At 39.5% G+C, this 12,719-nt stretch carries 9 protein-coding genes; 5 read left to right on the plus strand and 4 right to left on the minus strand.

From position 1 onward, the window contains the following. Positions 1-2 precede the first annotated feature (2 nt). From A33Q_RS18925 to A33Q_RS18935, 3 genes are read right to left on the minus strand one after another with little or no spacing between them, the layout of a single operon-like run. Entirely contained in the window at positions 3-1,247 is a 1,245-nt protein-coding gene (locus tag A33Q_RS18925) for a hypothetical protein (RefSeq protein WP_009033103.1), read from the minus strand. Next, positions 1,244-1,936, minus strand: coding sequence for a response regulator transcription factor (locus A33Q_RS18930; protein WP_009033102.1), 693 nt, complete (start codon positions 1,934-1,936; stop codon positions 1,244-1,246). Before A33Q_RS18930 ends, A33Q_RS18925 begins: the two co-directional genes overlap by 4 nt. After that, on the minus strand, positions 1,933-3,633 hold the full coding sequence (locus A33Q_RS18935; RefSeq protein WP_009033101.1) for a sensor histidine kinase: 1,701 nt from the start codon (positions 3,631-3,633) through the stop codon (positions 1,933-1,935). Before A33Q_RS18935 ends, A33Q_RS18930 begins: the two co-directional genes overlap by 4 nt. Before the next feature lie 246 nt (positions 3,634-3,879). Here A33Q_RS18935 and lysA point away from each other — a divergent pair, with 246 nt between their 5' ends. From lysA to A33Q_RS18960, 5 genes are all read left to right on the plus strand, one after another. Next, complete coding sequence (gene lysA, locus A33Q_RS18940; protein ID WP_009033100.1) at positions 3,880-5,112, plus strand: diaminopimelate decarboxylase; 1,233 nt, start codon at positions 3,880-3,882, stop codon at positions 5,110-5,112. Between the two features lie 401 nt (positions 5,113-5,513). After that, the gene (locus tag A33Q_RS18945) at positions 5,514-6,560 is read left to right on the plus strand and encodes a PorP/SprF family type IX secretion system membrane protein (protein WP_009033099.1); all 1,047 of its coding nucleotides are present in this window, start codon (positions 5,514-5,516) and stop codon (positions 6,558-6,560) included. Between the two features lie 497 nt (positions 6,561-7,057). After that, on the plus strand, positions 7,058-8,911 hold the full coding sequence (locus A33Q_RS18950) for a T9SS type B sorting domain-containing protein (protein WP_009033098.1): 1,854 nt from the start codon (positions 7,058-7,060) through the stop codon (positions 8,909-8,911). A 4-nt stretch (positions 8,912-8,915) separates the two neighbouring features. Further along, a complete protein-coding gene (locus A33Q_RS18955) occupies positions 8,916-9,944 on the plus strand; it encodes a PorP/SprF family type IX secretion system membrane protein (RefSeq protein ID WP_009033097.1) in 1,029 nt (342 codons plus the stop codon). Positions 9,945-10,036: 92 nt separating this feature from the next. After that, positions 10,037-11,566, plus strand: a complete 1,530-nt coding sequence (locus A33Q_RS18960; RefSeq protein ID WP_040490704.1) for a cryptochrome/photolyase family protein — start codon at positions 10,037-10,039, stop codon at positions 11,564-11,566. A 5-nt stretch (positions 11,567-11,571) separates the two neighbouring features. Here the strand turns inward: A33Q_RS18960 and A33Q_RS18965 are convergent, their stop codons facing one another. Continuing rightward, on the minus strand, positions 11,572-12,711 hold the full coding sequence (locus tag A33Q_RS18965) for a P1 family peptidase (RefSeq protein WP_009033095.1): 1,140 nt from the start codon (positions 12,709-12,711) through the stop codon (positions 11,572-11,574). Positions 12,712-12,719 lie beyond the last annotated feature (8 nt).

The following is a 12,719-nucleotide window of genomic DNA, read 5'->3' on the forward strand; positions in this document are numbered from 1 at the left end:
CTTTATTTAATGTTCTCTTCACTGAAGTTTATTCTTTTGATCCGTATTTTCTTTGTTTCGCTTTGATCATCTGTCCAAGCTAGCCAGAGATTAGTTCCATCAAAAACGCTTTGAGGAAATCCACTAGATCTTTTTTCTGAGGTAAAAGCCAATTCCCTGGCTTTTCCTAGGGATCCATCTATACTTACAGTTCTGCCAAAAATTTTCACTTCTTCCATCCACGTTACCATCACCTTATCTTTTTCCAAATAGCAAAGGGCTATCCTTCCAATTGTTTTCCCTAGGTCAATCCGTACAGGGGAGGAAAAGGAGGCTCCGTTATCCTGTGAAAAAACCAATTTTACTTCCGGGTTGCCTTTTGCTGCGGTGTACCAGGCCACTGCCACTTGGTTTTCAAAAGCTACTATTCTTGGGCCGTTTACCGGACAAGCCGCAATTTCCCACAAATCCATAAACAATGGCTCTGTTTCAGTCCATGAACTATCTATCCACCGGACCAATCCTATATCCCGGATTTCTGATTCTGATCTATCTCTAAAAACCACAATAGGCCCCTCTTCTGTAATTGCCGAACCTGTCTGACAACAATCACAAACTCTATTATCAAGCTCCCATTCATTGAGTTTATTGCCATTGTTATCTACGAGGGCTGCTCTGATACTCATTTGACCTTGATGGGAATGTTGATGGTTTTCATGATGCCCGTTTCCACCTGTGTTTCTCCCATCCAACCAAGTAATCAGCATTTCCTGACCAAAGGGGCTCAATGAAACAAATCCATGCTCTGTCTTGCTTCCATCATCATGTAATACCGTGGGTTTGGTCCATTCGGTACCATTTTCAGAAAAAGTCATCATGACATCGTACGCAAAGGTTCCAGGGCCACTTTTTTGTAAAAATACTGCCATCATGCTGCCATTGTCAAAACTTGCGAGCTGAGGATAATCTGCCCAATTTACAAACCAATCCTGCCCCTTTGCGATCAATATGGGTTCAGACCAAGTGCTGTCCTGCCATGCTGCGTATTTTAACTTGTTTGTAGTATCTGATTTTTCTATCCATGAAAAGAAAAGTTTTCCATCGGGACTTAAGTTGAGAAAAGGTTCCTCCAAATGTACTCCATCAGCTTCAAACAAAAATTCAAGTTCCTTATCCTCATTTACATCAGTCTTTTTTTCAGTACATTGAGAGAAGAGGAAAAAAGAAAAAATTATGTACACGGATGTTTGGAAATGGCTTTTTTTCATCCTGAAACGACCAGTTTGAAACCTTCGCCATGCACTGTAATGATCTGAACCTTTGGGTCATCTTTCAAGATTTTTCTGATTTTACTCAGGTATACATCCATACTCCTTGCATTGAAATAAGAATCGTCACCCCAGATTTGTTTCAAAGCATGGCTTCTGTTGACCAGTTTGTTGACCTCGGAAGCCAGTAAACGGATCAGTTCATTCTCTTTGGAAGTTAGTTTGTGATCGCCGTTTGGACCTTTGATATATTGCTCGTCATAATGCAGCTCAAATTCTCCAAAATTATAGATTTTAAGAGCTTCTATTTCATCGCTCTTTTGGGTTCTTCTCAGTATAGCTGCTATCCTCAAAAGAAGCTCTTCCATGCTGAAAGGCTTGGTGATATAGTCATCTGCCCCTATTTTCAAACCCTCGATAATATCTTCTTTTAGGTTTTTGGCGGTGAGGTAGATAATTGGTAGGTTTTCCTGTACCTTTTTTATCTCTTTACCCAGTGTGAACCCATCTTTTTTGGGCATCATGACGTCGAGTATAGCCAGTTCAAATTTATCTTTTTTGAATTTTGCCCAGCCTTCTTCACCATCTCTGCAAAGAGTAGTATCGTAACCTTTCATGTTGAGGTACTCTTGGAGAATATCTCCTAAATTTGGGTCGTCTTCTACGACTAAAAGTCTTGCTTTGCTCATTGTTTTTTGGGGAGTTTGATGGTAAATATACTTCCTTTTCCTAATTCACTGTTGACACTGATTTCACCGCTATGGGCTTCCAGCATTGTTTTTACATAAGCCAATCCCAGTCCAAACCCTTTGACGTCATGTACATTGCCAGTAGGAACTCTGTAAAACTTGTCAAAAATCTTTTTCTGGGTGTCTTTGGACATGCCTATGCCATTGTCTTTAACTTCTACGAAAATACTGCCATTTTGATCCCAAGCCCTCATTTGAATGATGGGCTTTTCTTTGGAATATTTGATGGAATTGTCCAGCAGGTTATTGATTATGTGGGTCAGGTGAAATGCATCAGCCTCCAAAAGTGGATTCTTTAGTTCTGTTTCAAGAGAGATTTTTCCAGATTTATTTTCAACTTGTAATTCAATGTGGTCTTTTGCTGAATGAAGTATATCCTCCATGTTGAGGGTCTCCATTTTAAGCTTAAAGTCTTTCTTATCCAAAGTTGCAGCTTGAAGCACTTTTTCTACTTGTGTGCCTAGCCTCTTGTTTTCATCTTTGATTATGCCTAAGTATCTCTTACGGAAAGAGTCCTGACTCATTAATTCAGGGTCTTGCAGGGCTTCAATGGCCAGACTTACAGTAGCTATGGGCGTTTTGAACTCATGGGTCATGTTATTGATAAAATCATTTTTTATATCCGAAAGGTTTTTCTGCCGGATAATGACCTGAATGGCGTAGATGAAGCAAAAAATTACTATCGCTATAAAAACCACAGAACTTAATACGGGTAACCAGATTTGTTGCAGGATATAAGACCTCTTATGGGGAAAATTGATTACAAGGTGATTTTCTTTACCCAGAATATCTGACGGAAACAAGCGTGCCTGAACTCCCTGAGCCCTGAGTTTTTGTGGATCCATATTGGCAGCTATACTGATCAGCTCATTCCTATCATTCAAAATTGCAAGGTCAAACTGTTGTTCAATCCCTCTTTCTTTGAGGTGGTTTTTTACCAAAACCTTAACATGAGCAGTATCCACCCTTACCAATATATCCTTTTGGCCTTCTAGCAATTCTTCCATGACCTGGTTCATAGCCTCAATCTTGAGATTGGTGTATCGTATTTTTTCAAAAGCATCTTTGGGAATATTGTACTCTTCTACATAGTCTGCTTCTGAACTATTACTCTGCCTATTTCTGAAATAATTTTCATTTTGACTGAGGTATTGGAGTTGTCTTTCTCTTTCCTGAAGGAGAATTTCCATCTCATCGGGAGTAAAAATTTTCCCGGCTATATCCGCAGTCAGATAGGTGAAAAAATTATCCAAATCTGTAAAAAGATCTGGGTCTACACCTCTTGATTCTACCAATCTCCTAAATCTCTGGCTTACCTGAGGCATTGGCTGTCTCATCATGGAATCCATCACTGAAGGCCTCCGTCTATTATTGACCGGCCTTTGTCTTACTTGGACTTCTATGGGTTCGATTTTTTCGAAGAGAGACTTCTGAAGGGTAGTATCTGTAGTGAGAATAGAAAGAAACATATCCCTGGTTTCATCATTTTCCAACTGACTGATAGCGGAGGACATGGCCTGGTATACATTCTGCTCAAATCTCTGTTCATTTATCCTGAGCGCATTGCTTACCCAATAGTATTGAAACCCTATCAACCCCAGACTTGCAAAGGCCATCAGTAGGATAATTAATTTCATTTGGGTTTTGGACATGGTACAAATTTAAACGATAAAACAGGCCAAATTAGCCACTTAACAATATTTAACAGCCATTCAGGTAGTCGGATCTTTGTCTAAAGATGACATTTTAATACTTTTATCACATGATGTTTGTTTCTTGATTACTTAATCTAAGTTAATAACTTAAGCAGATAAAAAGGGAGGCTTTAGCTTCCCTTTTTTATTGCCTGTCTATCCTTATCTTTGTCGACTAAATTGAACCTAATGCAGATAAGAGATCAGAAATACCAAATTCAGGGGGTAGACCTTCTAGACCTAGTAAAGGAGCATGGAAGTCCACTGTATGTTTATGATGGTGAAAAAATCCAAGCTCAGGTAAGGCAGCTACAGGATGCTTTTTCAAGTGTTAAGCTAAAGATCAAATATGCTACTAAGGCGCTTTCCAATATCAATATTCTGAAGCTGATGAAAAAGTCAGGGACAGGCGTAGATGCAGTCTCTATTGAAGAGGTCCAGCTTTGTCTACACGCAGGTTTTGCCCCTGAGGAAATTATGTATACTCCAAATGGAGTTGCATTTTCTGAAATAGAAAAGGCTGTTGAGCTGGGAGTAATGATCAATATTGACAATATCCCAATGCTGGAACACTTTGGAACAAAATATGGGAATTCTGTCCCTGTTTGTATCCGCTTGAACCCTCACATTCTTGCAGGAGGAAATGCCAAAATTTCTGTTGGACATATTGATAGCAAATTCGGTGTTTCCATTTTGCAGCTAAAACATGTCATCAAAGTTGTAGAAGCCTATGAACTTGATGTAATAGGGCTACATGTTCATACAGGATCTGATATTTTGGATGCTGATGTGTTTCTAAAAGGAGCGGAAATCCTATTTGATGCAGCCAGGGAATTCAAAGACCTCAAGTTTCTTGATTTTGGAGGGGGGTTCAAAGTGGCTTACAAGCCTGGTGACATCTCTACGGATATCAAAGAAGTTGGAAAAAGAGTTTCAGAAGCCTTTAAAGCTTTCTGTGAAGAGTATGGAAGGGAGTTGGAAATATGGTTTGAACCAGGAAAATTTCTGGTCAGTGAGTCCGGCGTTTTGCTTGTTAAGGCAAATGTGATCAAATCCACTCCTGCCTCAACTTTCGTAGGTGTTGATTCAGGTTTGAACCATTTGATCAGACCAATGATGTATGACGCTTACCATGGAGTTGAAAATATTTCCAAACTTGAAGGCCCCGAAAGAGTGTATACCATCGTTGGCTATATATGCGAGACTGACACGATTGCTGCAGACCGTAAACTTAAAGAAGTACAGGAGGGTGATATTCTGGCCATTAAAAATGCCGGTGCTTATGGTTTCAGTATGGCTTCCAATTATAACTCAAGGTTTAGGCCTGCGGAAGTTCTCATATTGGACGGCAAGGCATCTTTGATCAGGAAAAGAGAGACCTTTGAGGATATTTTAAGGCATCAAGTTGATTTGGGAATTTGAGTGTAAAGTATTCATTATCAAATTTATAATTCGGTAAAAAGATTGAAAGAGTAATACTAAATAAGTACATTTGCTACAGGGAAATGATCGGATAGCGGTAAACCCTAGTAGTAGTAATTATTTTCAAAAAGACCCGGTTTTTGACTGGGTCTTTTCATTGGCATGAATTTGGAGATAGGTCTGTGTTGTGAGAAAAGCTATACAAAATTTAAAAACAAAAAGGAATCAAATTCTAAAAAACAACTTATATTCACGCTTGAATGTGAAGTTTGATAAGATTGTGTTTGGAGTATATCATTTGTATAAGCCCATACCTCGCCCTAGTAATTTCAAAATTATCATCGCATTTGGATTAAATTGTATACTGTTGAAAAGCAGTCTATAAAAAGGCAGAGGCTATTATGGCTAAGAATTACCTTCGTGTTTTTTGGATCATATTCTTAGGAATATTGATTAGCCGGGAAGTAAATTCCCAGGATATTCAATTTTCCCAATTTTATGCTGCCCCAATATTTTTGAATCCGGCAATGACAGGTGCCTCGGAACTGACCAGGATAGGGATGAATTACAGAAACCAATGGCCTGGTCTCAACCATTCTTTTAACTCCTACTCTGCGTACATCGATCATTATGTTTTTGATTATAATAGTGGAATTGGCCTGATTGTCAATGGCAACCGAGAAAGTCTGGCCCAGTTAGCAACCAATGAGGTAGGTCTTGCTTATAGCTATAACCTCAAAATATCCGAGGACATTCAGTGGAGGTTTGGTGGACAGGCTAGCTTCATTTCAAGAGATGCTTATTTTGGAGACTTGATTTTTGGTTCTATGATTGATATTGGCAGTGGCTCAATTGGTGCTATTGATGATGAGCTTTCAGGAATTGCACTGGATTACAACCATCGATTTATGAACTATCATTTTGGAACGCTCTTTACCACCAAGAATGCATGGCTGGGTCTTGCAGCCCATAATATTACCGAGCCTAATGTTTCCTTTGTGGATGAAGGGATCAGTGCCTTGCCTGTAAAATACTCAGCACATGGAGGGTATCGTTTCAATTTGGGGTATGGAGGTATCAATAACACATTTACAAATACCTACCAGGAAAGATCTCTTTCTATAGGCTTCAATTATAAACAACAGGCACCTTTCAATCAACTTGATGTAGGTGCGCAATTATTTTTAGACCCATTGGTAGTGGGAGTTTGGTACAGAGGGCTTCCCACAAAATACAGGTTGCCAAATAATGAAGCCATTATTGGCTTAGTGGGTGTTTCATTGCCAACAGGTGTGGACATAGGGTACAGCTATGACTTTACAGTCTCGAAATTGAATATAAGAAATAGTGGGGGAGCACATGAAATTTCCGTTCGCTATTCCTTTTTGTGGGGAGATCCCAAGAGCAGAAATCAAAGAGCAAGAACCATCCCATGCTTTCATTATTGATTTTAGCTTAGCTCATTTTTGAGTTTTTACATTCAACAAAACTTTCTTTTTCCTAGGCCGGGAAACCCTTTATTTCCTTTAATTGGCCTTTAGTCCAAAATCTTTTAAAATTAGTTGTACTAATTCGAGATAGCTCTAAAAAAATTTCCTGAATTGAAATTTATTTTTCAGAGCAAAAAATTAATTTTTAGTTTAAGAAATTCATTTGATATCCACAAAAAATCTCTTGCTATATTAAATAATGGATATAGTAGTTATTGGCCTAAAATTCCATTTTTTCTGCTAAATCAGAGGCCTGAAAATTATACGTAAAAAGTTTGAACATCACCATTTTATTTTATTAATTGATTGTATAGGGTAGAAAATAAAAAGATCATTTTGATATCTACTTTGTACAAAAAATAATATTCTAAAATATTAAAAACGAAAATAGCATTTTAAAATACATTTTATAAAGTTCAAACTGAGTTGTTAGACGGGATTTCAATACTGAAGCCATGAATATCAAAAACTACAAATTGCCAACATTTTTAATATTCCTTATAGGGGTATTGGCAATTGTATTTATGGAAGATACCCTTGCTCAGGGAAGGGATAAAAATCAAGAAAATGGAAGTGGGCAGAGAACAGAAAATGTACCCTCTGGAAAATTGGAAGTTGCTGTATCGGGAAAATTGGCCCTTTGCTCACATGAAGACAGAGGGCATATCATCCTTGGGGTAAGTGGAGGAGTGGAGCCTTATACTTTTAAATGGAACAACAACGATACTGTTCAAAATCGCTACAACCTTTTTTCGGGAACATATACTGTGGTCATTACAGATAATGAGGGGAAAACAATTACAGAAAGAATAGTAGTGCAGCCACCATTGCCATTGATTGTAGACCTCAAAGAGAAAAAAGATGCTAGTTGCGGTAGCAGTGCTGATGGCAGTGCGAGAATTGAAATCAAATTTGGAAGAGGAGAACCCTATACAATTACCTGGAGTCATGGACTGCAGGGTGAGCTTGAGGCTGACAAACTTCTCCCAGGTAGCTACACAGTGACTGTTGCAGACCACCTGAATTGTGATATCACTATTTCTTTTGAAATAGGACAAGAGTCAGAGGGGATTGAAGTAAGTGAAGCCATTGAAGACATCGGCTGTACTGGCAATGAAAAGGGAGCAATATTTTTGGATGTAAAAGGTGGTTCTGGAAAATTTTCTTATCAGTGGTCAAATGGAAAAACGAGCAAGGATCTAAGTGGATTAGATGCAGGGATCTATGAAGTCACCATCCAAGATGAAGAGGGATGCAGTGTATTTAGAACCTATGAGGTGGTATCTACTGCTTCGGTGATTGACCTTGAGCTTGTAAGAGTCCAACACATCCAATGTGCTGGAAGCGAAGATGGAGAGATAGAAATAGCTATTTCAGGAGGTGTGGCTCCTTATACCGTTCAATGGGATAACGGAGCAAGCTCCGAAAAGCTCAATGCTCTCAAAGCAGGTAAATATTCTGTAAAAGTAAGTGATGGGTCAGGATGTACTGTAAGCAGAACCGTAGAGGTGAACGAACCTGCAAAGCTTACTGCATTTTTGGAGTCCTCGGTAGACATGGATTGCAGTACCGGAGAGTCCAAAACTTATGTTTGGGTAAATGTAGCAGGAGGCCAAAGCCCTTATTCAATTCTTTGGTCTGATGGAAGCAAAGACATTAAGGAAGTTGAGGCTTCCAATATGCGTGAAATAAGTGTTGAGGTGGAAGATGCGATGGGTTGTAAGACAAATCATAAAATTCGCCTGGACAATCAAAGCATTCAAACAGGGTTGAGAGTGGATTTCCAAGTGAGGAAGCTGGAAATCAACGCCGAATCTGAAGTATTTACTTCCGAACCCCTATTATTTGAAAGTGAAATTTCAGAGGAATTTATCGCTTGGGAATGGGATTTTGGAGATGGGAATGGAAATTCAGAAAAAGACCCTATTCATGTCTTTGAAAAGCCAGGTCTATACGAAGTCACACTCCGGGCTTATGATTTATTCGGTTGCTCCTCCGTAGAAAGTAAAGAAATCAATGTACTGGAAGTAGAAAAATGGATTACTATTCCAAATGCATTTAGTCCCAACGGGGACGGGCTCAATGACACTTTCAAGCCGATGTTGAAAGGAGTTAGCAGCTTTAAGATGGATATTTTCAATAACTGGGGAGAGCATATGTATACCTCCTCAGGATTGGAGTTTGAAGGTTGGGATGGTACTTACAAAGGAAAGTTGCTTCCTAGAGGTAGCTATGTCTATCAGATCTCATTTACCAAGGTAAATGGAGAAAAAGAAATCAAAACAGGTTCACTCACCCTCATCCGATGATATTATGAGAGCTTGGTTGTTGACTATAGGGATTCTTTTAATCAGTCTTGTTTCCAAGGCTCAAGATGTGCAGTTTTCCCAATTCTACGCTGCTCCTATCTATTTGAACCCTGCTTTTGCAGGAGCATCAGAAATGACCAGATTTGGGGTCAATTACAGGAACCAATGGCCTGGATTGGACCATTCTTTGAATGCCTATTCAGCCTATATTGATCATTATTTTTTTAGCGCTAACAGTGGCGTAGGACTCATAGTAAATGGCATGAATGAGACCATGAGTGGTCTGAGTACTTCTGAGATTGGGTTGGCATATTCCTATCGTCTACGTTTGGGGTTTGGAAGTTTTCTTAGATTCGGTGCACAGGCTTCTTTTGTGTCAAGAGATGCCAACCTTAATCACCTTGTTTTTGGAAGTCAGATAGATCCAAATACTGGTGGAATAGGAGATCACAGTGGTGAATCTTTCGCTTTGGATATGAGACACCGCTATGCGGATTTTCACTTCGGAGCACTATACAATAATGAATGGGGGTGGTTTGGAGTTTCAGCGCATCACATCACCCAACCCAATATTGCATTTATCGATGATCAGATTTCCCAATGGCCCATGAAAATATCTGCCCATGGGGGTGTGAAAGTAGATCTTTCACAAGGAACTGCAAGTAGATACATGAACAATACTCAAAATGCAAGAGAATTGGTTTTTGCCTTCAATTACAAGCATCAGGATCCTTTTAATCAACTTGATCTTGGAGTTCAGGCCAATCTTCAGCCTTTGGTTATCGGAGCATGGTACCGTGGCCTTCCAACAATGGGTAATGCCATGCCGAATACCGAATCGATTATTGGTTTGGTAGGAGTATCTCTTGGAGGAGGTATAGATATTGGATATAGTTATGATTTTACCCTTTCGCAGTTGGGACAGGCAAATACCGGAGGAGCCCATGAGATCTCTATGAGGTATTCATTCTTGGTTGGCAACCCGGCCAATTCAGGAAGAAAGGCTAGTATGATGCCCTGTTTCAAGTACTAAATTGTTTGATTACCCCTAAGCCCTGTCTTTCATGCTTTGTGAGGATGGGGCTTTTTTTGAAACATATTCCAATAGAATTGATTTTTTAAAGTATGGCAAAAACATTACGATTGATTTTAGGCGATCAGCTCAACAGCAGGCATTCTTGGTATAAGGAAAAAAACAATGAGGTGACCTATGTGCTGATGGAAATGAGGCAAGAAACGGACTATGTCAAACATCATATCCAAAAGGTTGTGGCTTTTTTTCAAGCCATGCGCAATTTTGGGGAAGCTCTGGAGAAAGCTGATCACAAAGTGATTTATTGTAAACTTGATGATAAAGAGAATCAGCAAGATCTTGAAAAGAACATTACTGATTTGGTTGAAAAACATGGTTTCGAGCATTTTGAATATCAATTGCCTGATGAATACAGGTTAGACATGCAATTGAAACAAATTTGTCAATCACTTTCAATTAGCTCAAATCCTTATGATTCAGAGCATTTTATGACGGAGAGGGATTTTTTGGAGAAATTTTTTAAGGGTAAAAAAACCTTTTTGTTGGAATCCTTTTATCGGGAAATGAGAAAAAAACATGACATTCTTATGGATGGTAAGGAGCCTCTGACGGGAAAGTGGAATTATGATCATGAAAATAGGAACAAGCTCAAAGATATTTCTATTCTAAAGCCGCAATTACTCAAGGATCGGGATGTAACAGAATTTGTGGATTTGCTGGAAAAATCAGGGGTCCAAACGATAGGGAAAATAGATTCAGAAAACTTTAGCTGGCCTGCAAGTAGAAGGGAAAGCCTTGCATTGGTGGATTATTTCTGCGAAAACCTTTTGCCCAGCTTTGGGAAATATCAAGATGCTATGCATACAGAAGATCCTTTTCTTTTCCATAGCAGACTGAGCTTTGGCCTCAACTCAAAAATGATCAGCCCTCTTGAAGTGGTGGAAAAGGTTGAAAAATACTGGTATGAACATCAAGATGCTATTGATATTGCCCAAGTAGAAGGTTTTATCAGGCAAATCATAGGGTGGAGAGAATATATGAGAGGTATTTATTGGGCAAAAATGCCGGATTATAAGGAGCTTAATTACTTAGGTCACCAGAATTCTTTACCTGGATATTTTTGGACAGGGGATACCAAAATGAACTGTATGAAGCATGCAATTGGCCAGTCCCTGGATCATGCTTATGCCCATCACATTCAGAGATTGATGGTTACGGGTAACTTTGCGCTTTTGGCAGGGATCTCTCCGGATGAGCTGGACGAATGGTATCTGGGGATTTATATTGACGCCATTGAATGGGTGGAAATTACCAATACAAGAGGAATGAGCCAGTTTGCCGATGGAGGGATTGTGGGTTCAAAACCCTATGTTTCTTCAGCAAATTACATAGATAAGATGAGCAATTACTGCAGTTCATGTCATTACTCAAAAAGCAAAAAAACAGGTGAAAATGCATGTCCTTTCAATAGCTTGTACTGGCATTTTTACAATAGGCATGAGGAAAAACTTTCCAAAAATCCGAGGATCGGCATGATGTACAGGACTTGGTCTAAAATGAAGGATAAGGAAGAAATATTGAATCAGGCAGAATACTATTTGGATAACCTTGAAAAGCTATGATCCTACTAGGGTAATCTGTTATATTTTCTCAAAATTTCCATTGTCTTGTCTTTTGGTAGGGCTTTGATGAGTCTTCCGTCTTTTCCTTTCATATCTGTTGCGGCCCAAAGTGAATTGATAATAGCTTCCTCGGTGGCTTCTATTGTAGCCAGAAAGAGAGAGGTCATATCATCATTCGCCAACATATGCACGGCTTGTTTTTCATAAGGTTTCGATTGATGTGGAATTAGATTTCCCTGGTAGTTTGAAAATGCTATCACATAATCACCAGAACCATTAGATGCAATTCCCCCAGTTCTCGCCAGGCCGAGCATTGCTCTTTCAGCCATGCGCTTTAAGTTTCTTTCATTGACCGGTGCATCCGTGGCTACTATAATCATGCATGATCCGTCTGCAGACTCCAGTTGATTTCTAAAGGTATATTGATTCAACTCTTCTCCCAAGGGTACACCATTGAATTGAAGCACTCCGCCAAAATTGGTCTGAACCAGAACTCCTACCGTAAACCCTCCCAAATTGTCGGGCAATTTTCTGGAGCTGGTACCTATCCCACCTTTAAATCCAAAACAAACTGTACCGGTCCCCGCACCTACATTACCTTCTTCTACTATTTCCGATTTGGCTGAAAGAATTGCTTGTTTTACATCTTCTGCTGAGACATGCATACCTCTGATATCATTCAAATAACCATCATTGGTTTCTCCGACCACAGCATTTACAGATTGAACAGATTCATTACCTGATTCTGCCAGGGTGTATTTGACTATCCCTTCTATACCAGCTGCTACACTGAGTGTATTCGTCAGGATAATTGGGCTTTCGATATTTCCCAGTTCTTCAATTTGGGTACTACCTGCCAGTTTTCCAAAACCATTGCCAACATATACAGCAGCAGGTACTTTATTTTGGAACAGGTTGGACTGATGGGGCAAAATTGCGGTAACTCCTGTTCTTATCTGATCGCCTTGAATTTTTGTAAGCTGGCCAACGCTTACTCCCGAGACATCTGTAATGGAGTTTTGTTCCCCACTTGGAAGTACACCGATTTTGATGCCCAGCTCTCTGGGACGCTCTTGAGCTTGTGATGAGAATGAGTTGAAAACCATGATTACCAGAAGAAGGAAATAAGAACTCAGAGGGGTCATAGGATTGA

Origin of the sequence: Indibacter alkaliphilus LW1, assembly GCF_000295935.2 — a bacterium.
In the GTDB taxonomy this organism is placed as follows: domain Bacteria; phylum Bacteroidota; class Bacteroidia; order Cytophagales; family Cyclobacteriaceae; genus Indibacter; species Indibacter alkaliphilus.

Bases quoted from the DNA above. Each gene is read 5' to 3' on its own strand.
- A33Q_RS18925 (WP_009033103.1), bottom strand. From the start codon at position 1,247: ATGAAAAAAAGCCATTTCCAAACATCCGTGTACATAATTTTTTCTTTT.
- A33Q_RS18930 (WP_009033102.1), bottom strand. From the start codon at position 1,936: ATGAGCAAAGCAAGACTTTTAGTCGTAGAAGACGACCCAAATTTAGGA.
- A33Q_RS18935 (WP_009033101.1), bottom strand. From the start codon at position 3,633: ATGAAATTAATTATCCTACTGATGGCCTTTGCAAGTCTGGGGTTGATA.
- lysA (WP_009033100.1), top strand. From the start codon at position 3,880: ATGCAGATAAGAGATCAGAAATACCAAATTCAGGGGGTAGACCTTCTA.
- A33Q_RS18945 (WP_009033099.1), top strand. From the start codon at position 5,514: ATGGCTAAGAATTACCTTCGTGTTTTTTGGATCATATTCTTAGGAATA.
- A33Q_RS18950 (WP_009033098.1), top strand. From the start codon at position 7,058: ATGAATATCAAAAACTACAAATTGCCAACATTTTTAATATTCCTTATA.
- A33Q_RS18955 (WP_009033097.1), top strand. From the start codon at position 8,916: ATGAGAGCTTGGTTGTTGACTATAGGGATTCTTTTAATCAGTCTTGTT.
- A33Q_RS18960 (WP_040490704.1), top strand. From the start codon at position 10,037: ATGGCAAAAACATTACGATTGATTTTAGGCGATCAGCTCAACAGCAGG.
- A33Q_RS18965 (WP_009033095.1), bottom strand. From the start codon at position 12,711: ATGACCCCTCTGAGTTCTTATTTCCTTCTTCTGGTAATCATGGTTTTC.